This is a genomic window from Streptomyces sp. NPDC059477 (assembly GCF_042749375.1).
Lineage (GTDB): Bacteria > Actinomycetota > Actinomycetes > Streptomycetales > Streptomycetaceae > Streptomyces.
In genome coordinates this window covers 113021-138510 of the sequence record NZ_JBHYUG010000007.1, presented here as the reverse complement: position 1 = coordinate 138510, position 25490 = coordinate 113021, and the positions used below count along the sequence as shown (strand labels likewise).

12 protein-coding genes and 2 pseudogenes are annotated in these 25490 nt (G+C 72.5%); 8 read left to right on the top strand and 6 right to left on the bottom strand.

Annotated features, from left to right (window positions below; all coding sequences use genetic code 11):
* Positions 1-30: 30 nt before the first annotated feature.
* Positions 31-504, bottom strand: a complete 474-nt coding sequence (locus ACFXAZ_RS05935; protein ID WP_384585705.1) for an NUDIX hydrolase — start codon at positions 502-504, stop codon at positions 31-33.
* A 54-nt stretch (positions 505-558) separates the two neighbouring features.
* Between ACFXAZ_RS05935 and ACFXAZ_RS05930 the strand changes: the two genes are divergently transcribed.
* Together ACFXAZ_RS05930 and ACFXAZ_RS05925 are read left to right on the top strand one after the other, a co-directional pair.
* Entirely contained in the window at positions 559-1548 is a 990-nt protein-coding gene (locus ACFXAZ_RS05930; protein WP_384585703.1) for a small ribosomal subunit Rsm22 family protein, read from the top strand.
* A gap of 29 nt (positions 1549-1577) precedes the next feature.
* On the top strand, positions 1578-1952 hold the full coding sequence (locus tag ACFXAZ_RS05925) for a MazG-like family protein (RefSeq protein ID WP_384585701.1): 375 nt from the start codon (positions 1578-1580) through the stop codon (positions 1950-1952).
* An 18-nt stretch (positions 1953-1970) separates the two neighbouring features.
* Here ACFXAZ_RS05925 and ACFXAZ_RS05920 read toward each other — a convergent pair whose 3' ends face one another.
* From ACFXAZ_RS05920 to ACFXAZ_RS05910, 3 genes are all read right to left on the bottom strand, one after another.
* Positions 1971-3254 (bottom strand): MFS transporter, encoded by a 1284-nt coding sequence (locus ACFXAZ_RS05920; RefSeq protein WP_384585698.1) that lies wholly within the window; start codon positions 3252-3254, stop codon positions 1971-1973.
* Positions 3251-4375 carry a PLP-dependent cysteine synthase family protein gene (locus ACFXAZ_RS05915; protein ID WP_384585695.1) on the bottom strand — a complete coding sequence of 375 codons (1125 nt, stop codon included), beginning with the start codon at positions 4373-4375 and terminating at the stop codon, positions 3251-3253. Before ACFXAZ_RS05915 ends, ACFXAZ_RS05920 begins: the two co-directional genes overlap by 4 nt.
* Before the next feature lie 207 nt (positions 4376-4582).
* Positions 4583-4963: a hypothetical protein gene (locus ACFXAZ_RS05910; protein WP_384585693.1), complete on the bottom strand. Its 381-nt coding sequence runs from the start codon at positions 4961-4963 to the stop codon at positions 4583-4585.
* Positions 4964-5122: 159 nt separating this feature from the next.
* On the opposite strand from ACFXAZ_RS05910, the gene ACFXAZ_RS05905 reads away from it, so the two are divergent.
* From ACFXAZ_RS05905 to ACFXAZ_RS05885, 5 genes and pseudogenes are all read left to right on the top strand, one after another.
* A complete protein-coding gene (locus ACFXAZ_RS05905) occupies positions 5123-5956 on the top strand; it encodes a sterol desaturase family protein (RefSeq protein ID WP_384585690.1) in 834 nt (277 codons plus the stop codon).
* A 243-nt stretch (positions 5957-6199) separates the two neighbouring features.
* Positions 6200-15988: pseudogene (locus tag ACFXAZ_RS05900) on the top strand (amino acid adenylation domain-containing protein); the annotation flags it as partial.
* Positions 15989-16769: 781 nt separating this feature from the next.
* The gene (locus ACFXAZ_RS05895; protein WP_384585687.1) at positions 16770-18434 is read left to right on the top strand and encodes a phytoene desaturase family protein; all 1665 of its coding nucleotides are present in this window, start codon (positions 16770-16772) and stop codon (positions 18432-18434) included.
* Between the two features lie 109 nt (positions 18435-18543).
* Positions 18544-20247 carry a phytoene desaturase family protein gene (locus ACFXAZ_RS05890; RefSeq protein WP_384585771.1) on the top strand — a complete coding sequence of 568 codons (1704 nt, stop codon included), beginning with the start codon at positions 18544-18546 and terminating at the stop codon, positions 20245-20247.
* On the top strand, positions 20201-21394 hold the full coding sequence (locus tag ACFXAZ_RS05885; protein ID WP_384585684.1) for a cytochrome P450: 1194 nt from the start codon (positions 20201-20203) through the stop codon (positions 21392-21394). Before ACFXAZ_RS05890 ends, ACFXAZ_RS05885 begins: the two co-directional genes overlap by 47 nt.
* A gap of 86 nt (positions 21395-21480) precedes the next feature.
* Here the strand turns inward: ACFXAZ_RS05885 and ACFXAZ_RS05880 are convergent, their stop codons facing one another.
* Entirely contained in the window at positions 21481-22671 is a 1191-nt protein-coding gene (locus tag ACFXAZ_RS05880) for an MFS transporter (protein WP_384585681.1), read from the bottom strand.
* 547 nt (positions 22672-23218) lie between these two features.
* A pseudogene (locus ACFXAZ_RS05875) lies at positions 23219-23953 on the bottom strand (alpha/beta fold hydrolase).
* A 283-nt stretch (positions 23954-24236) separates the two neighbouring features.
* On the opposite strand from ACFXAZ_RS05875, the gene ACFXAZ_RS05870 reads away from it, so the two are divergent.
* Positions 24237-25487, top strand: coding sequence for an HNH endonuclease (locus tag ACFXAZ_RS05870; protein ID WP_384585678.1), 1251 nt, complete (start codon positions 24237-24239; stop codon positions 25485-25487).
* Positions 25488-25490 lie beyond the last annotated feature (3 nt).

Genomic DNA, 25490 nt, shown 5'->3' with positions numbered 1-25490 from the left:
CTCCTCCCCGGACAGCAGCGGCGATAGCGGTCAGTGCTGGATCAGGCCGCCGACCGGGACCCCTGCGACATGGCCGGTCGCCGGGCGGCTCCGGGCCAGGGCGAGGCCGATGTCGACCAGCGAGGACCGGCGCAGACGGGCGACATCGGGAACCGGGGTCCAGACCGACTCGGCGATGTCGCCGTCCGGCTCGGGCCTCAGGTGGCCGCCGGTGATCCGGACCTGGTAGAAGACGCCGACGTTCTGGTGGTCGGGCAGGCCGGGCACCGCTCGCTCGGCCGCCGGGATCACCCGGGAGTCCACGCCCAGCAGACGTTCGACCACCGCCTCGCAGCCGGTCTCCTCGGCGACCTCCCGGATCACGGCGTCGAACGGGTCCTCCCCGTGCTCGACCCTGCCGCCCGGCAGCGTCCAGGTGCTCTCACCCTTCGGCGACACATGACGGGCGACCAGCACCCGTCCGCCCTCGACACACACGGCGTACGCCGCCAGCCGCACACTCATCCCCGCTCCCGCCACCGGTCCCCGCCATCATCGTCCGCCTGAGAGAATCGCACGGTGAACGCCCCAGAATCCGCCGCCGACTCCCTCCGTGCCGCGCTCGCCGGGCTGCTCGACGGGTTGCCGTCCAGGCAGGCCGCGCAGGCCGTGGAGCGGCTGATCACCGTGTACCGGGGGCGCACCCCGACCGACGCGCCGGTGCTGCGGGACCGGGCGGACGTGGCGGCGTACGCGGCCTACCGGATGCCGGCGACCTTCGCGGCGGTCAGCGCGGCCCTCGCGGCGTTCGCCGATGCCGTGCCCGGCTGGGCACCCCGTACGCATGTCGATGTGGGCGGCGGGACCGGCGCCGCGACCTGGGCGGTGAGCGCGACCTGGGACGGGACCCGGCCGGTCACCGTGCTGGACTGGGCCGAGCCCGCGCTGGCCCTCGGCCGGGAGCTGGCCGCCGCCCGCCCGGAGCTGCGCGACGCCCGCTGGCAGCGGGCCAGGATCGGGTCCGGGCTCGGTATCGACGCCGCCGATCTGGTCACCGTCTCCTACGTGCTCGGCGAGCTGACCGAGAGCGCCCGCGCCGGGCTGCTGGACGCCGCCACCGCCGCGCAGACCGTGGTCGTCGTGGAACCCGGCACCCCCGACGGCTACACCCGCGTCCTCGCCGCCCGCGCACAGCTGATCGCGGCCGGGTTCCGGATCGCCGCGCCCTGTCCGCACAGCGCCGGATGCCCGATCGTGCCCGGCAGCGACTGGTGCCACTTCGCCGCCCGGGTCAGCCGCTCCTCCCTGCACCGCCAGGTCAAGGGCGGCTCACTGCCGTACGAGGACGAGAAGTTCTCCTACGTCGCCGCCACCCGCCTCCCGGCCGCACCGGCCCCCGCCCGCGTCGTCCGCAAGCCGCAGATCCGCAAGGGCCAGGTGCTGCTGGACCTCTGCGAGGCCGACGAACAGCTCCGCCGCACGACGGTCACCAAGCGCCACGGCGACCTCTACAAGGCCGCGCGGGACGCCGCTTGGGGCGATGCCTGGCCGCCGTACGACGGGGAGTAGCGGCCGGGAGTCATGACAGGCTGCCTTCCATGAGCGAACGGGACAGCGAACCGAACTCCCCCCCACCCGGGGCCGACGACCTCTTCACGGCCGTCGACGCCCTGCACGCCTGGCTGAACCATGAGCGCCGCGAGGGTGACTGGGAGCTGCTGCTGGTAGGTCTGCTGAAGCTGTCGGAGGAGGTCGGCGAGGTCGCCCAGGCGGCGATCGGCGCCACCGGTCACAACCCCCGCAAGGGCACCAGCCACACCTGGGACGACGTCCGCGCGGAGCTGTGCGACGTCGCCATCACGGCCCTGGTCGCCCTGCGCTCCCTGACACCGGACGCCCGCGCGGTCTTCACCGACCACCTGGCCGGGGTGCTGGAACGTTCCCTGGGCCCCGCCACCGAACGGGCCTCCTGAGGACCGCGCGGCCCGCCATCAGACGGGCACCGGCGTGACGCTGGCCCCCGCTGCCAGCCGCCCACTCCGATGCAGCCCGTACAGCGCCCCCGCGCACCCCGCCCCGAGCCCGCTCAGCACCAGCCACGGCAGTGCGGGCACCCCGGCCGAGCGGGCGGCGTCCAGGGCGGCGCCCGTGGCGAGGTTCCCGACGGTGATACCGATGCCGCACACGGTGTTGTAGAGGCCGTAGTGGGTGGCGACCAGCCGGTCCCCGGACAGCCGGACGATGGTGTCCATCTCGAACGGGTACGCGATCATCGTGCCGATCGCCAGCAGCAGCGCGGCCAGCGTCGGCGGCACCGCCGCGAGCAGCCACCGCCCGGCCCCCGGTTCCGGCACCGGCACGGCGGTCGCGAGCAGCAGCGGCACAAAGGCGAGCCCCATCACCGCCGGCCCCCGCACGAGCGCCGCGCCGGGCGCGTACCGGGCCGCGCACCAGGCCGTCACCCGGGTCTGCCCGGCGATCGCGGCCAGCCCGGAGACGGCGAAGAGCACCGCCACCGCCACCGTCCCGCCGGACCCGTCCCCGCCGAGCCGCCGCACCTCCAGCGGCAGCGCGAGATAGACCTGGAAGGTCAGCACGTACGAGCCGGTCATGGCGGCGGCGAAGAGGAGGAAGGGGCGGTTGGCGAGGATGCCCCGCCATTGCGTGAGGACGCCTTCGGGCCCGCTCTCCTTCACCGCTCCCCGGCGGGCGGGCAGCGCGCGGATCTGTACGGCGCTCAGTACCGCGAACACCGCCGCCGACACCAGGCAGGTGACCCGGAAGTCGACGCCGGTCAGCACCATCCCGACCAGCGGGCCGAGCAGGATGCCCGCCTGGTAGAAGACGTTGAACAGGGCGAAGGCCTCCACCCTGCGCTCTCCCGCGCCGGCCGCCAGATAGGCCCGTACCGCCGGGTTGAACAGCGCCCCGGCCAGCCCGGTCGCCGCCGACGCGGCGAGCAGCGCGGGCAGCGAGTCCACCAGGCCGAGCGTGGCGAACCCGGCGGTCCGCAGCAGGCATCCGGCGACGATCAGCGGCTTGTACCCGAACCGGTCGGCGAGCGTCCCGCCGACCAGGAACATCCCCTGCTGGCTGAAGTTGCGCACGCCGAGCACGAGTCCGACGATCCAGCCCGCCAGGCCGAGGGTGCCGGAGAGATGGGCGGCCAGGTACGGCATCAGCATGTAGAAGCCGAGGTTGATGGTGAACTGGTTCACCATCAGCAGCCGGACCGCGCGGTCGTGGGAACGGAACTGTCGGAGCGTGTCCCTCACCGGCCCGTCTCCCCCGCCCCGGTGGCGGCGGCCGTCCCCTCGGTCCTTTCCAGGGTGAGCGGATCGACCACCTCCGTGCAGCGCGTCCAGCGGGTGACCTCCTTCTCGCCGAGGCTGCCGATCAGTTCCGGTTCGGGCGCGGGCGGGGTGTCCAGCAGTCCGTGGGCGGCGCAGTAGTCGTCGTCGTAGACCGTGCTCAGATAGCGCTGCGGGCCGTCCGGGAAGACGGCCGCGATCCGGGTGTGCGCGGGCCTGGTGCGGGCCAGCCAGCCCGCCACCAGCGCGACCGCGCCGACGCTCCAGCCGCCGGTGGCGTAGTGGGCGGCGGCCAGCCTGCGGCAGCTCCACACGGCCTCGTGCGGGGCGACCCAGTGCACCTCGGCGAACTGCTCGTAGGCCACATTGCGCGGGTGGATGCTGGAGCCGAGGCCGCGCATCAGGCGGGGGCGGGCGGGTTGCCCGAAGAGGGTCGAGCCGGTGGTGTCCACGCCGACGACACTCAGCTCGGGGTGGAGCTGGCGCAGGACGCGCGCGACGCCCGCGGAGTGCCCGCCCGTGCCGACGCTGCACACCAGGACGTCGATATGGCCGATCGCGGCGGCGAGTTCGAGGGCCAGCGGGGTGTAGGCGGCGACGTTGTCGGGGTTGCCGTACTGGTCCGGGCACCAGGAGCCGGGATGCCGGGCCAGCAGGTGGGCGACGCGCTCACGGCGGGCCTGCTGCCAGCCGCCGGTGGGGTGCGGGTCGGGCACGATGTCGACCTGGGCGCCGTACGCCGTCAGCAGCCGGGTCATGGACGGCTCCAGGCCCGGGTCGGTGACAAGGGTGACGGGATGGCCGTACACCGTCCCGGCCAGGGCCAGGCCGAGGCCGAGGGTGCCGCTGGTGGACTCGATGATCCGGGCGCCGGGCCGCAACTCCCCCCGGGCGCGCGCCCGCTCCACCATGTACAGCGCGGGCCGGTCCTTGATGCCGCCGGGGTTGAACCCCTCCAGCTTGGCCCAGAACCCGCGCCCGGCCGGGTCGGGCGGCTCCGGCACCCACAGCAGCGGGGTGTTGCCCACCAGCCCGGACAGGGCCGACCGGCCCGGGAGGAGGGTGGTCGTGGTCGATGACTGCATGCCTGTGTGTTCGCTCTCGCTCGGTCGATGACGACGGTCGCCTGTGCGGTGTCATCTCGCGCCCCATGACGGCGGTTTGCGGCGGCTCGCCGCTGCGGCGGCGTACGGCAGCGGGCAGCACGGATCGCCGTACTGGTACGGGTGATCGTGTTGCTGCCGGTCATGGGTGCGCGGCGGCCGGGGTGTGGTCCGGCCGCGGGCGAGGGGCTAGATCCGCCAGCGCGAGGTGCGGGCGAGCGCCGTACGGCCGCGGCACCGCCCGCGGGCCGCACGCCGCGGCCGGGTCGGTACGAGGGCGACGGCCCCGGCGTCGCCGAGCAGCGCGAGGGCCAGCGCGCCGAAGGGCGGGCCCTCCGGGGACTGTTCGGTGGTGCGGACGGTGATGTCCGCCGCGCAGTGGTCGGCGTCGTGCGGGGTGTGCGGCTGGTGCGGCAGTTCGCCGGAGGGCGACGCCGAGGCGGCGGCGAGGACGGGAGACGCCGCGTGCGCGCTGTCGTCGGGGAGCGTGTGCAGGACGGAACAGAGCGCGAGGGCCAGGACGAGCACGGCGCGGATTCCCGCCACCAGAGCCGCCCGAGCCGTCACCATGGCGCGATCCTAGCCCGCTGTGAACAGACGACTACCGAGCGTCCCCACGGTAACGGAAAGTCATACAATCACTCTTAGTCGTGAAATGATTACCGACGGTCGCCGGGGGCACGTACGAGAAAGAGGAACTCGGGGTCTCGGGAGGGGGGTTGGTCGTCCGTGTTATTACGTCGAGTGGCCTACCCCGTGCTGCTGCTGGCGACCGTCGCCACGGCCGTCGCGGTGCTTTCCTGGGACCTCGACCGCGCGCTCACGACCACGGTCTTCCAGTACGGCGTCATCGGCTACCTCGTGCTCCTGGAGCGGCTCATCCCCTATGACCGCTCCTGGCACCCCAGCCGCGTCGAATGGGGCTGGTACGGCGTCTATTACGTGCTCACCGTGCTCGGCAGCGTGACCGCGCAGTTCCTGGTGGTCGCGCTCGTCGGCGTGCTGTCACCGGCCCGCCCCGGGCTGCCGCTGGCCGCCGAGATCCCGCTCGCCCTGCTGGTGGGCTCGCTCGTCAGCTACTCGGTGCACCGCCTCGGCCACACCAACCGCTGGCTGTGGCGGCTGCACGGCGTCCACCATGTGCCGGAGAAGGTCAATGTCGCCAACAACGGCGTCAATCATGTCGTGGACGTGCTGCTCGCCCAGACCGGTGTGCAGTTGGCGCTGAGCCTGCTCGGGTTCTCGCAGGACGCCGTGGCCGCGGTCGGCCTCTTCGTCATCACCCAGGGCTACTTCATCCACGCCAACATCGATGTGCGCCTGGGCCGCCTCAACCACATCCTGGCCGGGCCGGAACAGCACCGGCTGCACCACAGCACGGACCTGTCGGAGGCCGGCCACTACGGCTCGGACCTGGCGGTGTGGGACCGAATATTCGGCAGCTACACCTGGCATCCGGACCGGAAGCCGCGCGCCGTGGGTCTGAGCGATCCCGAGTCCTTCCCCAGGACCGAGGCCGTTCTCGCCAGTCACGTCCAGGCCTGGCGAGGCCCCGCGAGCTGACGCCGCGCCACGCCGGAGCCCGCTGACCTGCTCCGGACCCGCGGCTCACCCAGGATCCGCCGGATCCGTTCCGGACCTCGCCAGGCCCTCCGTACGGACGCGACGACCCACCATCCCCGCGCGCTCCGTACGAACCCTTCCGCCCGTCCGCGGTCCGCTTCAGCCGCGGCCGGGCCGTCGCCCTGCCCTTTCACCACCCCTGTTGGCGTGCCGCTCACGCCACGACACATCAAGGACTCGGCCATGTCGGACCCATGCAACGCCGTCCCCCGCGACAAGATCGCGATCATCGGAATCGGCTGCCGGCTGCCCGGTGGCGCCTCTGACCACCGGACGTTCTGGCAGAACCTGATCGACGGCAAGGACTGCATCACCCCGACACCGAGAGACCGGTACGACATCACCACCCTCGCCAGCCGGGACAAGGGCAAACCCGGCCGGCTGGTGGGCGGGCGCGGTGGGTACATCGACGGGTTCGACGAGTTCGACCCGGCCTTCTTCGGCATCAGCCCCCGGGAGGCCGCCCACATGGACCCGCAGCAGCGCAAGCTGCTGGAGGTGGCCTGGGAGGCCCTGGAGGACGGCGGGCAGAAGCCCGGCGAGCTGGCGGGCACCGAAGTCGGCGTGTTCGTCGGCGCGTTCACCCTGGACTACAAGATCCTCCAGTTCGCCGACCTCGGCTTCGAGACGCTGGCCGCGCACACCGCGACCGGCACGATGATGACGATGGTGTCGAACCGGATCTCGTACTGCTTCGACTTCCGCGGCCCCAGCGTCTCTCTCGACACGGCGTGCAGTTCCTCGCTGGTGGCGGTGCATCTGGCCTGCCAGAGCCTGAGCCGCGGGGAGACCGGGCTCGCGCTCGCCGGCGGCACCCTGCTGCACATGGCGCCGCAGTACACCATCGCCGAGACCAAGGGCGGCTTCCTCTCCCCCGACGGCCGCTCGCGCACCTTCGACGCGTCGGCCGACGGCTATGTGCGGGCCGAGGGCGTCGGCCTGGTCGCCCTCAAGCGGCTCGACGACGCCGTGCGCGACGGCGACCCGATCCACGCCGTGATCATCGGCAGCGGCGTCAACCAGGACGGCCGTACCCAGGGCATCACCGTGCCCAGCGCGGACGCGCAGGTCACGCTGATCGAGCGGGTGTGCGCCGAGGCCGGTGTGGTGCCCGGCAGCCTCCAGTACGTGGAGGCGCACGGGACGTCGACGCCGGTCGGGGACCCCATCGAGGCCGGGGCGCTGGGCCGGGCGCTGGCCATCGGGCGCGAGCCCGGCGCCGCCTGCTATGTGGGCTCGGTCAAGACCAACATCGGGCACACCGAGTCGGCCGCCGGGATCGCCGGACTCATCAAGACCGCGCTCAGCCTCAAGCACCGCACGATCCCCCCGCACATCAACCTCGACCGGCTCAACCCCGCGATCGACCTCGCCGCACTGCCGTACGAGATCCCGACCCGCGCGGTCGCCTGGCCGGCGCACGAGGGGCCCGCCCGCGCGGGCGTCAACTCCTTCGGGTTCGGCGGGACGAACGCGCATGTGCTGCTGGAGGCGGCACCTGTGTCCGGGGAGGCGGAGGGGACGGAGGTCCCGGCGGGGGCGACCGTGGCGGCGGAGACGGGGACCTCGGCGGGGGTGGCCGTGGCCGAGGTGCCCGCCGTACCTGCCGTGTCCGAGGTACTCGCCCTGCACGCCGTGCCCGCCTACTCCGTGCTTCCGCTGACGACCCGTGATCCCGAGCTGCTGGCCGAAGCCGCCGCCGGGATCCGGGACGAGATCGCGGGGGGTGCGGCGCTCGCCGATGTCGGGTACACCCTGGCCCGGCGCAGGCAGCACCTCGAAGCACGGTTGTGCGTGGTCCATGACTCGCCCGAGGCGCTGGCGGAGGCGCTCGGCGCCGCGGCGCGTGGGGCGGCCCATCCGCGGGTCGTGACCGGCCAGCGGCGGGAGGATCCGCGGCTGGTCTGGGTGTTCACCGGGATGGGCCCGCAGTGGTGGGCCATGGGCCGGGAACTGTTCGCCACCGAGCCGGTCTACCGCGCGGCCGTAGAGCGCTGTGACCGGGAGATCCGGGAGCTGACCGGCTGGTCCCTGGTGGAGGAGCTGGCCGCCGACGAGGCCGACTCGAAGATGGCCGAGACCTGGCTGGCCCAGCCCGCCAACTTTGCCGTCCAGGTGGGGCTCGCGGCGCTGTGGCGCTCCCGGGGGGTGCGGCCCGACGCGATCGTGGGGCACAGCACCGGTGAGGTCGCCGCCTTCCACGAGGCCGGGGTCTACACGCTGCGCGAGGCGGTCACGGTCGTCGTGCACCGCAGCCGGCTCCAGCAGAAGCTGGTGGGCACCGGGTCGATGCTCGCCGTGAGCCTGTCGGAGGAGGAGGCCCAGCGGCGGGTGGCGCCGTACGCGGACCGGGTGTCGGTGGCCGCCGTGAACAGCCCGACGGCGATCACCCTGGCCGGGGACGAGGAGGCGCTCGCGGAGCTGGAGGAGGCGCTGCGGGCGGAGGGGGAGTTCGCGCGGTTCCTCAGTGTCCGGGTGCCGTACCACAGCCCGCGCATGGACCCGATCAAGGAGGAGCTGCTGTCGTCGCTGGCCGGGCTGGAGCCCGGGACGGCACGGGTGCCGCTGTATCTGACGGGCGGGCTCGCGGCGACGGTCCAGGGGCGGGCCGAGGGGCCGGAGCTGGACGCCGACTACTGGTGGCGCAATGTCCGGGACAGTGTGCGGTTCCGGGACGCGGTGGACCGGCTGGCGGACGACGGCTACGGGCTGTTCCTGGAGATCGGGCCGCACCCGGTGCTGGCGCACTCGATCGCCGAGTGCCTGGACGCGCGGGGGGCCGAGGGGCGCAGTCTGCCGTCGATCCGGCGTCAGGAGGGTGAGCGCGAGCGGTTCACGCTGTCCCTCGCTGCCCTGCACACCCTCGGTGTCGCCGTCGACTGGGCGGCGCTGCACCCGCGTGGCCGGACCGTGCCGCTGCCCCGCTACCCGTGGAGGCGCGACCGGCACTGGACCGAGCCGGCGCCGGTCGAGCAGATCCGGCTCGGGCACCGTGAACACCCGCTGCTGGGGCGCCGGATGGCGACCGCCGAGCCGGTCTGGGAGGCGAAGCTCGATGTCGAGGCGCTGCCGTATCTGCGCGATCACCGCATTCAGGGCAACGCGCTGTTCCCGGCGGCCGGTTATGTGGAGATGGCGACGCAGGCGGTACGGGCGATGACCGGCGGCACAGAGGCCGTGATCGCCGATGTCGAGCTGCGCAAGGCGCTGTTCCTGGCGGCCGGGTCCGAGGACGGCCCGGAGGGCTCCGGCGCGTCCGCGACCGTGCAGTTGTCCTTCTCGCCGCAGGACGCCGGGTTCACCGTGGCCACCGTGCACGCGGAGGAGGGCCGGGAGCCGTCCGTGCACGCGCGCGGTGTCGTGCGGTCCGGGCAGCGCGCGGCGGGCCCCGGCCGGCTGGACCCCGACGCGGTACGGGCCCGGGGGCTGCGGCGGCTGGACGGCCCCGAGTGCTATGCCGCGCTCGCGGAGCTGGGGTATCACTACGGGCCGGCGTTCCAGGGCATCGAGGAGGTGTGGATCGGGCCCGGTGAGGCGCTGGCCCGGATCCGGCCGACGGGGCCGATCGGCGACGACGCGGCCGGACACCATATGCATCCGGTGCTGCTCGACTCCTGCTTCCAGGCGCTGCTCACCCCGCAGTTGCTGGCGGGCGAGGGCGGGCCGGGGGGCATCCGGCTGCCGCTGTCGATCGCCGAGGTGCGGATGGCCGCCGTCGGCGACCGCCCCATCTGGGCGCACGCCGTCGTCACCCGCGAGGCGGACGGCGAACTGACCGGTGACATCGCCGTCCACGACGACGAGGGCGCCCCGCTCGGCCGGGTGAGCGGCTTCCGCGCGGCCGACATCGAGCAGGCGTCGGCGGCGGTGAGCCTGAGCACGGTCGACTCCTGGCTGGCGGACATCGGCTGGGTGGAGCTGCCCTCGGAGACGGACAGCAGCGACGGGACGCAGGGCACGGACGGCACGTACGGGATGCTCGGGACGGGCGGCACGGGCGGGGCACACGGCCCGCACAGGCCGGACGGCACGAGCAGCGCACACGGCGCGCACGGCGCACACGGGCTGGACGGCACCAGCGCCGCACCGAGCACACACGGGCCGGGCAGGCCACACCGGCCGGACGGAAGGCACGGGCCGGACGGAACTGACGGGCCGGACCAGTCCCGCGAGTTGGACGGCACGCGCCGACCGGACGAGCCACACGGAACCCACGGGCCGGACGAAACGCACCGGCCGGACGGAACCCACCAGCCCGACCAGCCCCACGAGCCCCCCACCGCCCCCGCCTGTCTCCTCCTCGCCGACGCGCACGGGGTCGCCGACGCGATGGCCGCGCTGATCGCCGAGCGTGGCGGGCGGTGCCACCTGGTCCGCCCCGGGGCGGCCTACCGGCTGGCGGACGATCGGCGGGAGTCGACGGTACGGCCGGGGCACGCCGCCGATCTGGAGCGGCTGTTCGGGGAACTGGACGCGGCGGGGACGGGCCCGTACGAGCAGGTCGTGCATCTGTGGAATCTGGATCTGCCCGCGCTGGACGCGACGGCGAGTGCCGGGGAGGTGCGGGAGCTCTCCGGTGACTGCGGCTACTCGCTGATCGCGCTCGCGCAGGCGCTGCCGGGCGGTACGCGGCTGCACATCGTGACGCGGGGCAGCCAGGCCGTCGTACCGGAGGATGTGGTCGAGCCGCTGGGAGCGCCCGCGTGGGGTATCGGGCGGGTGCTGTGGCAGCAGGAGCTGACCGCGCGGCGGGGGAAGCTGATCGACCTCGACGCGGGGTGCCGGGACCGGCGGGCGGACGCCCGGGCGCTGCTGCGGGAGGTGCTGGCGGCCGATGGGGAGGACGAGGTCGCGGTGCGCGGGGGGCGGCGGTTCGCCGGGCGGCTCGCGCCGGTCGAGGGGCTGACCCGGCCGTTGCCGCTGCGGCTGCGGGCCGACGGGGCGTACCTGGTGACCGGTGCCTTCGGGGCGCTGGGGCGGCTGCTGTGCCGGGCGCTGGTCGGCTGGGGGGCGCGGCGGCTGATCCTGGTCGGCCGGACCCGGCTGCCCGAGCGGGCGCTGTGGCGGGAGACCGACCCGGAGTCGGCGGCGGGCCGGGCCGTCGCGTTCGTACGGGAGCTGGAGGGGCTCGGGGCGCAGCCGGTGCTCGCGCCGCTGGATGTCGCCGACGAGGAGGCCCTGGCCGCCTGGCTGGCGGAGTACCGGCGGCTGGACTCGCCGCCGGTCAGGGGCGTGTTCCATCTGGCGGGGCAGGTGCGGGACACGCTGCTGCCCGACATGGACCGGGAGACGTTCCAGGCCGTCCACGATCCGAAGGTGCTCGGCGCGTACGCCCTGCACCGGCAGCTGGCGGGTGAGCCGCTCGACCACTTCGTGCTGTTCTCCTCGATCGCCGCGCTGCTGACCACCGCCGGGCAGACCAACTACGCGGCGGGCAACGCCTTCCTGGACGCGCTGGCGCACCATCGCCGCGCGCGCGGGCTGCCCGGACTGAGCCTGGACTGGGGGCCATGGGCCACCGGCATGATCGAGGAACTCGGGCTGATCGAGCACTACCGGGTCAGCCGCGGTATGAGTTCCCTGTCACCGCAGGCCGGGATGGCCGTGCTGGAGCGGGTGATCGGGCAGGACCGGGCGCAGTTGCTGGTGGCCACGGTGGTGGACTGGCCGGTGTTCCTGGCCTGGTATCCGGCGCCGCCGCCGCTGGTCGGTGAGCTGGCCGCCGCGGGCGGGCCGGGCGGCGGGCCGGGCGAGCAGAGCGGTTTCCTCGACGCGTTCGGCGCGGCCGGGGAGGCGGAGCGGCGGGCGCTGGTGGCCGAGCGGTTCACGGCCGTCGTCGCGGGCGTGCTGCGGGTCGGTGCCGAGCGGGTGGAGCTGTCCTCGGCGCTGGGCGCGCTGGGCCTGGACTCGCTGCTGGCGATGGAGCTGCGCTCACGGGTCCACGCCGAGCTGGGGCTCGCGCTGCCCGTGGTGACGCTGCTGAGCGGCGCCCCGGTCGGTGAGCTGATCGAGCGGCTGCACGAGGGGCTGGCGGAGCTGGTCACGGAGGGTGTGGACGCGGTGGGCGGCGGCGCGGCGGTGGAGCTGTTCGACGATGTGTCACGGCATCCGCTGACCCAGAACCAGAAGGCCCTGTGGTTCCTCAAGCAACTCAACCCCGACGGGTTCGCCTACAACATCGGCGGGGCGGTCGAGGTGCGGGTCGCCCTGGACCCCGAGCTGATGTTCGAGGCGTTCCGGGCGCTGATCGAGCGGCATCCGAGTCTGCGCGCCACCTTCACGCACGAGAACGGGCAGCCGGTGCAGCGGGTGGCGCCCGCCGCCGACGCGGCGCTGCTTCAGGACACCGCGCTGTTCGACGTCGAGGGCATGGCGTGGGAGAACATCCACGCGCTGATCGTGCGGGAGTACCGCAAGCCGTACGACCTGGAGCGCGATCCGCTCATCCGGCTGCGGCTGTTCAGGCGCGGCGACGACCGGTGGGTGCTGATGAAGGCCGTGCACCACATCATCTCGGACGCGATCTCCACGTTCACGTTCATCGAGGAGCTGCTCGCGGTCTACGAGGCGCTGCGCCGGGGCCGGACGCCCGAGCTGGCGCCGGTCTCCGCCCGCTATCTGGACTTCCTGAACTGGCAGAACACGTTCCTGGCGGGTCCGCAGGCGCGCCGGATGCTGGACTACTGGAAGGCGCATCTGCCCGCCGAGGTGCCGGTGCTCGACCTGCCGGTGGACAAACCGCGCCCGCCGGTGCAGACCCACAACGGGGCGTCGGAGTTCTTCGTGCTGGACGAGGAGCTGAGCGCCCGGGTCCACGAGGTGGCCCGCGCGCACAACGTCACGGTGTTCATGGTGCTGCTGAGCGCCTACTACGTGCTGCTGCACCGCTACTCCGGGCAGGACGACATCATCGTCGGCAGCCCGGTGACCGGCCGCACCCAGGAGGAGTTCTCCTCGGTCTACGGCTACTTCGTCAACCCGCTGCCGCTGCATGTGAACCTGGGCGACGGCCCGTCCGTCGAACAGCTCCTCGCGCGCGTGCGTGAGGTGGTGCTGGGCGGGCTCGACAACCAGGAGTACCCGTTCGTGCTGCTGGTGGAGGAGCTGGGGCTCCAGCACGACCCGAGCCGGTCGGCGGTGTTCCAGGCGATGTTCATCCTGCTCACCCACAAGGTGGCCACCGAGAAGTACGGCTACCGCCTGGAGTACATCGAACTGCCGGAGGAGGAGGGCCAGTTCGACCTCACGCTGTCGGTGTACGAGGACGAGGCCGACCGCCGCTTCCACTGTGTCTTCAAGTACAACACCGACCTGTTCCTGCCGGAGACCATGCGCCGGCTGTCGGCGCACTACGTGCAGCTCCTGGACGCCCTCACCCGTGCTCCGGCCGACCGTCCGGCGGACCGGCTGCAACTGCTCGCGGCCCCCGAGCGGCGGCAGATCCTCGGCGAGTGGAGCGGCGCCGGGCGCCGGGCGGACGGTCCGGGGATGCCGGTGCACGAGCTGATCGGCCGGGTCGCCGAGGAGCACCCGGACGCGGTGGCCGTGCGGATGCCCGAAGGGGACGGCGGGCCGGGAGGGTCGCTGACCTACGCCGGCCTGGAGAGCCGCAGCCGCGCACTGGCCGGCCGGCTGCGGGCGCTCGGGGTGGGCGAGGGCGCGGTGGTCGCCGTCTGCATGGAGAAGTCGCCCGAGCTGATCGTGACGCTGCTGGCGGTGCTGCGGTCGGGCGGCGCGTATCTGCCGCTCGACCCGGGCAACCCGGCCGACCGGCTGGCGTCCCTGGTGGCGCACGCGGGGGCGGCGTACACGGTCGTCGACGGCCCGGGGGGTGAACGGCTCGCGGGCCGGGCGGGGGTGGTGACGTACGGGGAGCTGTCCGGCGCGCCCGATGTGACCGACGGGGTGGGACCGGCGGGCGCGGTGGAGCCGACCGTGGGCATGGACAGCCCGGCCTACGTCATCTACACCTCCGGTTCCACCGGCCGCCCCAAGGCGGTCCAGGTCAGTCACCGCAATCTGGCCGCCGCGTACGCCGCCTGGCACGAGGAGTATCGGCTCGGGGACGAGGTGCGGGTCCATCTCCAGATGGCCGGCCCGGCCTTCGACGTGTTCACCGGTGACCTGGTGCGCGCCCTGTGCTCGGGCGGGACGCTGGTGCCGGTCGGGCGGGAGCTGCTGTTCCACACCGACCGGCTGTACCGGGCGATGCGCGACGAGGGCGTGGACTGCGCCGAGTTCGTGCCGTCCGTGGTGCGCGGGCTGATGGCGCACTGCGAGCGCGAGGGCGTCCGGCTGGACTTCCTTCGGCTGCTGGCGGTCGGCTCGGACACCTGGAAGGTGGCGGAGTACGAGCGGCTGCGCGCCCTGTGCGGTCCGGGCACCCGGGTGGTCAACTCCTACGGCCTGACCGAGGCGACGATCGACAGCACGTACTTCGAGGGTCCGGCGGACGGCCTGGAGCCCGGTCACATGGTGCCGATCGGCCGTCCGCTGCCGGGGTCCGAGGTGTACGTCCTCGACGCGCACGGCGAGCCGGTGCCGCCGGGGGTCGCGGGTGAGCTGTGGATCGGCGGGGCGCAGGTCGCTCTCGGCTATCTCGGCGACCCGGCGCAGACCGCCGAGCGGTTCACCGTCCGCGACCTGGACGGCAGGACCGTACGGCTGTACCGGACCGGGGATCTGGCCCGCTGGGACACCGGCGGCGGGGTCCATCTGCTGGGCCGGGTGGACTCGCAGGTCAAGGTGGCCGGGCACCGGGTGGAGATCGGCGAGATCGAGTCCCAGCTGGCCCGGTGGCCCGCGCTGGAGCGGGCGGTGGTGGTGGTCCGGCCGGACGGGCGCGGCGAGAACACGCTGTGCGCGTACGGGGTCGCCGTGCCCGGCGAGCGGCTGGACTGGCGGGAGCTGCGCCGCGATCTGGGCGAGCGGCTGCCCACGTATCTGATCCCCGGCTCCTTCACGGAGCTGCCCGCGCTGCCGCTCACGGCGAACGGCAAGGTGGATGTGGCGGCGCTGCCCGAGCCCCGGTTCGTCACCGGCGAGGAGGCCCATGAGCCACCGGTGACGCTGTACGAGACACGGATGGCCGATCACTGGCGGCTGCTGCTCGGCGTGGAGTCGGCGGGTCTCCAGGACGACTTCTTCGAGGCGGGCGGCAGCTCCATCAAGCTGATCGAGCTGATCCACGGCCTCCAGGGCGAGTTCGGGGTGAACATCCCGGTCAGCCATCTCTTCAAGGTGACGACGCTGCACGGGATGGCCCGCACGGTCGAGGACATCGTCACCGGCCGGCTGCCGGGCGCCCAGCCGTATCTGTCTTTCCACCGGGGCGCGGGCGAGCCGGTGTTCTGCTTCCCTCCGGCGGGCGGGCACGGGCTGGTGTACCGGCGCCTGGCCGAACAGCTCCCGGAGTACGAGCTGGTGGCGTTCAACTATCTCGCCGACGACGACAAGGTGGTGCGGTACGCGGACCTGGTCGAGGCGCTGCGGCCGGTGGGCCGCTGTGCGCTGCTCGGTTACTCGCTCGGCGGGAACCTCGCCTTCGAGGTCGCCAAGGAGCTGGAGCGGCGCGGGCGCGAGGTCGGTGATGTGGTGATCCTCGACTCGTACCGGATCGACCGGGGGTTCGCGCCGGGGCCGGAGCACATCGCGGCCTTCGAACGGGAGCTGCGCGAGCATCTGCGCAAGCACACGGGGTCGGACGCGGTGGCCCGCGAGACGCTGGAACAGGCCCGGGGCTACATCGACTTCTGCGGCCGTACCCCCAACATCGGCGCGGTCGGGGCGCGGATCACCGTCATCTCCGACGAGCAGAAGGTGGCCTTCTACGGGGCCGGGGAGCGCGGCACCTGGCACGGATCGTCGGCGGTGCGCACCGAGGTGCTGCGCGGGGCCGGTACCCATGCCGACATGCTCGACCCGGGGTGTGTGGAGCACAACGCGGGGCTGGTGCGCGAGGTGCTGACCGGGGTGGTCGTGGTCGAGGGCGGGTCGGAATGCCCGGGGAGCGAGCGGGAGGCGGAACCGGGGAGCCGGCCGGGGAGCGAGCCGGCGGGTGAGCTGGGGAGCCGGCTGGGGAAAGAGCCGGTGACCGAGCTGACGGGCGAGCCGGTGGCGGACCGGGCGATCGAGCCCGTCGCGGCCCGGACGATCGAGCCCATGACGGACCGGGCGGTCGAGCCCGCCACCGGGCGCGCCGTCGAGCCCACTGCCGGGCGGAGCATGGAACCCACTGCCGACCGGGCCGCCGAGCCCGCCGCCGGGCAGGCGGTCGAGCCCGCCGCCGGGCGGAGCAGGGAACCCGCTGCCAGGCAGGCGGCGGAGCCTGCCGGAGGGCGGGGCGTCGAACCCGCCGCGGACCGAGCCGTCGAGCCGGTGGCCGCGCGGAGCATCGAACCCGCGGCCGACCGGGCCATCGAACCGGCGGCCCGCGGGGCCATCGAGCCTGCGGCGGGCCGGAGTACCGAACCCGCGGCCGACCGGAGCGCCGAGACCACGGCCGACCGGACCGCCGAGCCGACGGCCGATCAAGGCGCCGACCGGACCGCCGACCGGACCGCCGACCGGACCGCCGAGCGGGCGGCGCAGCACGGCCGGAGTGCCCCGGCCCCCAACGTGCTCACCCGGCCCTCCGTGGTCGAGCAGCCGCAGGCGCCGGCGATCGAGCGGACGGCGAGCCCGCGGGGCGAGCTGACCCGGGTCGGCGCGGGCGAGCAGGCGTCGGCCGGTGTGACCGAAGGGGCGGCTCCGCATGCGAAATAGCCAGCGGGCGCCCTGGGGCGTACGGCCGCGGGTCCCCGGACAGCGGCCCCGCGTGATCATCGTCGGAGCGGGCGTCGGCGGGCTCTCCGTCGGCTGCTACGGCCAGATGAGCGGCATGGAGACCCGTATCTTCGAGAAGCATGTGCTGCCCGGGGGCTGCTGCACGGCCTGGTCCCGGGACGGCTACGTCTTCGACTACTGCATCGAGTGGCTGACCGGCACCGCCCCCGGCAACGACGCGAACCAGGTCTGGCGTGAACTGGGCGCGCTGGACGGGAAGACGATCCGCAACTTCGACGTCTTCAACACGGTCGTCGGGGCCGACGGCCGCTCGGTGGCCTTCTACAACGACCCCGACCGGCTGGAAGACCACCTGCTGGGCCTGTCGCCCGGGGACGAGCGGCTGATCCGGTCGTTCTGCCGGGACCTGCGGCGCTTCACCGACCTGGACATGTTCGCGTTCCTGAAACCGGCGCCGCTGCTGACACTGCGGGAGAAGGCGCGGGCGGCCCGGAAGGTCCTGCCCAAGCTGAATCTGCTGCGGCGTGCGGCGGCCACCTCGATGGAGGACTTCGCGGCCCGCTTCGAGGATCCGCTGCTGCGGCGGGCGCTGCCGTTCATCTTCTTCCAGGACCACGAGGTCTTCCCGCTGATGCCGTACCTGTTCAACATGGCGAGCGCGCACCGGTCCAACGCGGGCTTCCCGCAGGGAGGTTCACTGGGCCTGGCCCGGTCGATCGAGGAGCGCTACACCTCGCTCGGCGGCCGGATCGACTACCGGACCCGGGTGGAGCGGATCCTCGTCGAGGACGGGCGCGCGGTGGGCGTTCAGCTGCGCGGCGGCGAGCGGCACTACGCCGACCATGTGGTGGCGGCCTGCGACGGCGTCACCACCCTGGACCGGCTGCTCGGCGGGGAGTACTCCAGCTCCCGGGTCAGACGGCTCTTCGAGACGCTGTCGAAGAGCCCGGAGAACGTGTACCCGGGGTTGGTGTCGGTGTTCGTCGGGTTCGACGGGGACATCGACGCGGACGCCGCGCACAGCGTGACCTATCTGCTCTCCGACGCCGACAGCGCCCGGCTGCCGGGGATGATGCAGAACAACTTGGTGGTGCAGTTGCGCTCCCGGTTCTCCGACGGCCTCGCGCCGCCCGGCAAGTCGCTGATCCACTGCACATACTTCAGCGACTACGACTCCTGGAAGACACTGCGCCGTACCGACCGCAAGGCGTACCGGGCGGGCAAGGAGCAGGCGGCCCGGTTCGTACGGGACTTCCTGGACCGGTGCTATCCCGGGATCGCCGCGCGGATCGAGGTGGTCGATGTGGCCACCCCGGTCACCACCGAGCGCTACACCGGCAATCTGGGCGGCTCGATCCTCGGCTGGAAGTCGTTCACGAACGCCGACGATCTGGTGCAGGGGCTGATCGACAAGGACCGGCTGCGGCTGCCGGGGCTGGCGGGGCTGTCGCTGGCGGGTCAGTGGTTCACGGGCGGCGGGCTGGTGCGGACGGCCGCCGGCGGACGGTTCGTCGCTCAGTACCTGTGCGCGGAATGGGGTCTGCCGTTCCGCGCGTGGGAGAGCACGGGCGGCGAGCCGTGGCACGCCGGGAAGCTGGGCGATCTGCCCCAGCTCGATCAGGGCATGAGGTGAGCGGGCTTTGACGAACACCATGAACACCATGAACACGGTCGATACGGAGACGAGCGTGCCGGCACCGGAGCGGGGCGGGACGGAGCCGGACGGGGGCCCCCGCCAGACGATGATCATCATCGGGGCGGGGCTGGGCGGACTGTCCACCGGCTGCTACGCCCAGATGAACGGTTACCGGACCCGGATCTTCGAGATGCACGAGATCCCGGGCGGCTGCTGCACCGCCTGGGACCGCGGCGACTTCACCTTCGACTGCTGTGTCAGCTGGCTGCTGGGCAGCGGTCCGGGCAACGAGATGCACCAGATCTGGCTGGAGCTGGGCGCGCTCCAGGGCAAGCAGATGCGGCACTTCGATGTCTTCAACGTGGTGCGCGGCCGGGACGGCCGGGTGGTGTACTTCTACTCCGACCCGGACCGCCTCCAGGCCCATCTGCTGGAGATCTCCCCGGCGGACGCGAAACACATCCGCGACTTCTGCGCGGGCCTGCGGAAGTTCATCGCCGCCCTGGCGACGTATCCGTTCCTGAAGCCGGTGGGGCTGATGGGCCGGGCGGAGCGGCTGCGGATGCTCGCCTCGTTCCTCCCGTACTTCAATGTCATCCGCAAGTCGATCAGCGTCCTGATGACGGACTACTCCGCGAAGTTCCAGGACCCGCTGCTGCGGGAGGCGTTCAACTTCGTCCTCTACGAGAAGCACGCGGCGTTCCCCGTGCTGCCGTTCTACTTCCAGCTGGCCGCGCACGCCAATCTGTCGGCCGGTGTGCCGGAGGGTGGCTCGCTGGGCCTGGCGACCTCGATCGAGCAGCGCTACCGGCGGCTCGGCGGCGAGGTCACCTACAACGCGAAGGTCGAGGAGATCCTCGTCGAGGACGACCGCGCGGTGGGCGTGCGGCTCAGTGACGGGCGGGAGGTCCGCGCCGACATCGTGGTCTCGGCGGCTGACGGCCACCACACCACCATGAAGCTGCTCAAGGGCCGCTATCTGACCGACGAGTACCGGCGGCTGTACACGAAGGTGATCGACGAGCCGGGCATGGTCTTCCCCGGCTATGTGGCCCTGTTCCTCGGCCTGCGCCGACCCTTCCCGACCGGCGACCCCTGCACGACGTATCTGCTCACCCAGGAGGAGGCGGCCCGGCTGACCGGTATCCGCCATCCCAGTATCAATGTGCAGTTCCGCAGCGTGCACTACCCGGAGCTGTCCCCGGAGCGGAGCACCGTCCTGTACGTCACCTACTTCAGCGATGTCGAACCCTGGCGGGCGCTGAGCGACGGCCCCGAGCAGCGCACCCGGCGCCGCGGCGGCACCGAGCTGCACACCCTTCCGGTGCGCCGCGGAAAGGCGTACTACGAGGAGAAACACCAGGTCAGGGACACGCTCCTGGACCTCCTGGACCGGCGCTTCCCGGGCCTGAAGGACGCGGTGGCGGTCCGGGACCTGTCCACCCCGCTGACCCAGGTCCGCTACACCGGCAACTACGACGGGACCGTCCTCGGCTGGCAGCCGTTCGTGGAGAGCGGCGAGACGATGGAGGAGGTCATCAAGAAGTACGGTCCGGCGCTTCCGGGCCTCGCGAACTTCTATATCTCCGGCGTGTGGGCCACCACGGGTGGCCTGATCCGGGCCGCCGCCGCGGGCCGGCACGTCATGCAGTTCATCTGCCGCGACGACGGCAGGACATTCACCGCAGACATCGACACCTCCGCCCCTCTGCCGACCCATGTGGTCATCCCCGTCGGCCCCGATGAAAAGGACGAAACCCCCGATGAGCGAATGCCCCTCACCGCTCCGCTACCCGTTCGCCTCCCCTGAGTGCCTGGGCCTCTCGCCCCACTACGCCGAACTGCGCGACGGGCCACTGCCGAGGATCCGGCTGCCGTACGGGGAGGACGCCTGGCTGGTGACCCGGTACGCGGACGCGCGGTTCGTGCTGGCCGACCCCCGGTTCAGCCTGGCGGCCGGGGCCCAGCGCGACCAGCCGCGGATGCGCCCGCTGTCCATCAGCGGCGGCCTGTTGTCCACGGAGGGGCCCGAGCACACCCGGCTGCGCCAGGTCCTGGCCCGGCACTTCAGCGTGCGCCGGGTGGACCAACTGCGCGACCGGGTGCAGGAGATCGCGACGGAGCTGCTGGACCGGCTGGAGGAGAAGGGCCCGCCCGGCGACCTCGTCCAGGACTACGCCTTCCCGCTCTCCATCACCCTGATCTGCGATCTGCTGGGCGTGCCGAAGGCCGACCACCGCAAGATCAAGGAGTGGCTGAACACCCTGCTGGCGCACAGTGTGCCGCTGGATGTCCTCATGGCGGAGTCGGAGGCGTACGCCACGTTCCTCGGCGAACTGGTCGAACTGCGCCGCGGCGAGCCGGGCGACGACCTGCTCAGCACGCTGGTACGGGCGCAGGAAGAGGAGGAGCGCCTGACGTACCAGGAGGTGTTCGATCTGACGGCAGAGCTGCTGGTGGCCGGTTTCGTCACCACGTACAACCAGATCTCCAACTTCTCCTATCTGCTGCTGTGCCGCCCCGAGTGGCTGACGCGGCTGCGTGAGCACCCGGAGGACATCCCGGTCGCGGTGGAGGAGATGCTGCGGTACGTGCCGCTGTTCAACGGGATCAACTTCTGCCGGTACGCGACGGAGGACGTGGAGCTGGGCGGGGTGCTGGTGCGGGCCGGGGAGCCGGTGCTGGTGGACATGTCGGCGGCCAACCGGGACCCGTCGGTGTACCACGACCCCGAGTCCCTGATCCTGGACCGCAGGCCCGAGGCCCCACACCTCAGCTTCGGCCACGGCGTCCACTACTGCGTCGGTTCGCGGCTGGCCCGGCTGGAACTCCAGGTGGCGGTGGCGACGCTGGTGGAACGACTGCCGGGAGTGAAGCCGGCGGTACCGGAGGAGGAGCTGAAGTGGAAGGCGGAGGCGATGTTCAAGGGGTTGTCCGAGCTGCCGGTGATGTGGTGAGGCGGGGAGGGTAAGGGGCCGGGGGGATGGGGCCGGGGGGATGGGGCAGGGGGAATGGGGCGGGGGGAATGGGGCGGGGGCGCCGCCTAGCCCACGCCCCCGCTCCCCGGTCCGCCGGCACGCGGAGTAGGAGTGGGCAGCGTCAGCACCACACATGCCGCCGCCGTCAGCAGCCCGCCCGCGAGGAAGGCGGCTCGTACGTCGGTGTGGGCGAGGATCAGGCCGCCCAGGGCCGCGCCCCCGGCGATGCCCGCGTTGTAGGCGCCGGAGTTGGCGGCGAGGGCGAGGTCGGTGCGGCCCGGGGCGCTGTGCAGCATGGCATTCTGGGTGGTCATGAAGACCGGCCCGAGGGCGCCGCCCATGAGGGACAGGAACAGCACGGCCGCCACCTGATGACCGCCGGTCGCGTACAGCCCGAGCAGTCCGACGGCCTGCACGGTCACGGCCGCGGTGAGCGTGCCGCGCGGGTGGCGGTCGAGCAGGACGCCGGTGAGGGTCACCCCGGCCAGCGTGGCCGCGCCGAAGACGACCAGCAGTACGTTGACCGCGCCGGGCGAGAAACGGCTCACGTCGGCCAGGAAGGCGACGATGTAGGTGAAGCCCGCGAACGCGCCGGTGGCGGCGAGGGCGCCCGCGGTCAGGACGACAGCGAACCGGCGCCGGTCGGGGGCGGTCCCGTAGGCGGCGGGTTCGTCGTCCGGGCGGGACGTGGGCAGCAGCGCGGCGATCGTCACCAGCGAGGCCAGCCCCAGTGCCGCGAGCAGCGCGACCGGCACCGGCCAGTTGGTCGCGCGGCCCAGCCAGGTCCCGGCGGGCACCCCCAGCACCAGGGCGAGCGAACCGGCGACGGACAGCGCCCCGACCACCCGCCCTCGCACCCGCGCCGGGAACAGCCCTACCGCGACGGGCCCCATCACCGCCCAGAACAGCGCCTGCCCCAGCGCGGTCAGCAGCCGCGCCGCGAGCAGCACCCCGTACGACGAGGCCAGCGCCGCGCCGAGACTGGAGACGACCAGCGAGGCCAGCACCCCGGTCAGCACGAGCCGCCGGGGTACCGCGCGTACGGCGTGGGCGAGCGGCACGGACGCGACGGCCACCGTCACCCCGTACCCGGTGACCAGCAGCCCGACCGCCGGAACCGGTACGTCCAGGCTCGCGGAGATCAGCTCCAGCAGCCCGATCGGAAGGTTCTCGGCCGTGTTGAAGGTGAAGGCGGCGAGCATGAGGGCGGCCAGGACGGCCGGCCCGCGCCATGCCCGCCCCGTGAAGCCGCTCATACCACCACCACAACCGCCCCAGGGATCCACCGCAACCGAATTCCCCGCCGGGTACCGAGTGCCACGGTTCAGCGGGCGTACGTCACCGTCGGTCGCGGGCGAGATCCGGCCCGGGCACGGCCCCGTAGTCATACGCATCGACCGTGACCTGTGCGGTCCCGGCGTGCTCCGCCCCTCACAGCGCGGCGGCCCCGGCAGGCTCCTGAGGTACGGCCTCCTCCTCGACCGGCGTGGCGGGCTCCGTGACCTCGGGCGGGGTCGAGCGGGTGACGGGCGAGGCGGTGACACTCTGGACGACGGACGGCGAGACGGAGATGCCCGCCGCCTCCGAGGACTCCTCGGTCCTCCTCCCCCCCAGACCCCCCGAAGCCGTCCGACCCGCCCCCCAGGCACGCAACGGCGAAAGACCTGGGTAGAGAGGAAGCTAGCGATGCACACAATCCTCCAACTACGACTGCATAGTGCTTAGTTACCGTTTTGCGCCCCGGTCCCGACGCAGGGAGAGGAAGCCGGAGTCAGCCACGTACGTGGCGACGAAGACCAACCCTCACCCAAGCTCGGTGACAAACCGGCCGACCAGGTCCCCGAACGCCTCGGGAGTCTCGATCTGCGGGGCGTGACCGGCGCCCGCCAGGAGTTGTATCTGGCCGTGCCAGAGCGTCGGCACGGCGATCTCGCGGAGATAGTCGAGGCTGACCAATTGCTCACCCTCGCCGTGCAGGACGGCGAGGGGTCGGGTGAGGTGACCCAGGATCTCGACCTCATCGGTGAACCGGCCGCTGCCGAGGCTCGCGAAGAGACTGGTGCGGGCGGTGCCGTCGGTGGCGAGGATGTCGGCGACGAGTTCGTCCGTCGGATAGTCCGACCCGGGAGCCAGAAAACTCCGGGCATACGACTCCGCCGCCTCGGCATCCACATCCGCGGTGAACCCCACATTCACGGCGGGATTCGGCAGGAACGCCCGCCCGAACTCGGCGGCACCGCTGACCGGCGGCGTACCGAACACCACCAACCCCGCCGCCCCCGTCATCTCCGCCGCCGCTTCGAGCGCGATATGCCCGCCCAGACTCCACCCGACGACCACGGCGTCCTCGGCCCCCGTCGCCCTGGCGAACTCCGCGAGCACCGCGGCCTACCCCGGCAACGCGTAGTCGTCCGCACGTCGGGCCCGGCCCGACGTCCCGTGCCCCGGCAGATCCAGCGCCAGACACCGGAACCGCTGCCCGAACGGCCCGGCCATCAGGGGCCGCCATACCCGAGAGGACGAGGAGTTCCCGTGCACGAGGAGCACGGGCCGCCCCGTACCCTCCGACTCGACGAACGCGATGTCGTCACCGGCAATGGTCAACTGCGCTTGCTTCAAGGCGTGTTCCCTTCCGTGGCGGCATGACGGGCCCCGGCGCGCGCACCCGTAAATCGCACCGGCCGCCCCTCCATCGGCACATCAATCGACGCACCACGCACCACAACAGTCAACGGCGCGGACGCGGGCCGGATTCCCCACTCACCGAGAGCGCGCCCGGCACCCAGGGGCAGTGTCAGTGCCCTCACGTAGTGTTCCCGGCATGGCGCTCACCGACATCACACACCGCGAGGTCGTGAAGGCGATCGAAGAATGCGACCGGCTCGGCCGCGACGCCTTCCTCAAGCTCCACGGCTTCCAGCCGGCCCGCCGCTATCTGCTGTCGTACGACGGCGAGCACTACGACTCCAAGGCGATCGTCGGTGCCGCACACGGCTATCTGCCCGATCGGCGACCACTGGCTGCGAGTGACTTCTCCGGTGGCGCGACGCACGCCGCCGGACTGCTGAGGCGCCTCGGTTTCGACGTCGTCGACGTCCCGGCGAAACGCTCGGTGACCGGCCCCGCCGCTGACGATCTCGTCGACCGCGTCACTCATCTCACTGTGAACCGTTCTTCCGGTCAGCCCGCCCTGTATCAGCCCATCGCCCTGCTGTGGGCCATGGGCCGAGCCGTGCGCGGCGAACCCCGGCTGCTTCCATGGTCGGACACCGAGAAGGCCGTCAAGGCCCTCCTGGAGAGGCACGGCATGAGGAGCGAGCGGCCACGCCCCGACTACCCCGTCGCGGCCCTCCACCGCGCCGGCCTCTGGACGTTGCGTGACTACACCGAGCCTGTGCCCACCGCTCACGGGGACGCGCAGGTGCGCCGCTGGTTCGCCGCCAACCAACCGGTCGGCGGTCTTGTCGAGCCGCTGTACGAGCGGCTCCGGGACTCCGAGGTGACCCGCCTTGCCGTGCTGGACGAGTTGGTCGACACCTACTTCGACGACCTCGACTGCGCACCGCTTCTCGCCGAAGTCGGTCTGGCCGACGTCGAGACGACGGGCCTCCCCACCCCGGCGGAGAGAGAGCCGGAGCAATGGCTCATCACGGCAGCCGAGTACGAGCGCGGCTGCCGCCTGATCGAGCGGCACGAAGCAAAATCCCACGGGACGCGGATCCCCCGCACGAGGCAGACTCCGCCACGCTCCCGTGCCGCTCGCCGTGTCGTCCTGGGCCGGAGCAAAGGCCACTGCGAGAACCCGCATTGCACGGGCCAGCCCGCTGATGTGACCGACCGGGGGCATCCGCTCCTCGAAGTCGATCACGTGGTGGAACTCACCGACGGCGGTCGCGATCACCCGAGCCAGATGGTGGCCCTCTGCCCGAACTGCCATGCCGTGAAGACGCGCGGAAGCACCCGCGAGGAACTGCGCCAGATCCTGCGTCGCGTCGCGGCGGAACGCCACGCCGCGATGCGGAACACGAGGAACGACAGCCCGCCGCCCGTCACACCCCCACCCGCACTCTGACCA

What these genes read in the sequence shown, in the direction of transcription:
- ACFXAZ_RS05935 (WP_384585705.1), bottom strand. Translation starts at nt 504, where the DNA reads ATGAGTGTGCGGCTGGCGGCGTACGCCGTGTGTGTCGAGGGCGGACGG.
- ACFXAZ_RS05925 (WP_384585701.1), top strand. Translation starts at nt 1,578, where the DNA reads ATGAGCGAACGGGACAGCGAACCGAACTCCCCCCCACCCGGGGCCGAC.
- ACFXAZ_RS05915 (WP_384585695.1), bottom strand. Translation starts at nt 4,375, where the DNA reads ATGCAGTCATCGACCACGACCACCCTCCTCCCGGGCCGGTCGGCCCTG.
- ACFXAZ_RS05910 (WP_384585693.1), bottom strand. Translation starts at nt 4,963, where the DNA reads ATGGTGACGGCTCGGGCGGCTCTGGTGGCGGGAATCCGCGCCGTGCTC.
- ACFXAZ_RS05895 (WP_384585687.1), top strand. Translation starts at nt 16,770, where the DNA reads ATGCGAAATAGCCAGCGGGCGCCCTGGGGCGTACGGCCGCGGGTCCCC.
- ACFXAZ_RS05890 (WP_384585771.1), top strand. Translation starts at nt 18,544, where the DNA reads ATGATCATCATCGGGGCGGGGCTGGGCGGACTGTCCACCGGCTGCTAC.
- ACFXAZ_RS05885 (WP_384585684.1), top strand. Translation starts at nt 20,201, where the DNA reads ATGAGCGAATGCCCCTCACCGCTCCGCTACCCGTTCGCCTCCCCTGAG.
- ACFXAZ_RS05880 (WP_384585681.1), bottom strand. Translation starts at nt 22,671, where the DNA reads ATGAGCGGCTTCACGGGGCGGGCATGGCGCGGGCCGGCCGTCCTGGCC.
- ACFXAZ_RS05870 (WP_384585678.1), top strand. Translation starts at nt 24,237, where the DNA reads ATGGCGCTCACCGACATCACACACCGCGAGGTCGTGAAGGCGATCGAA.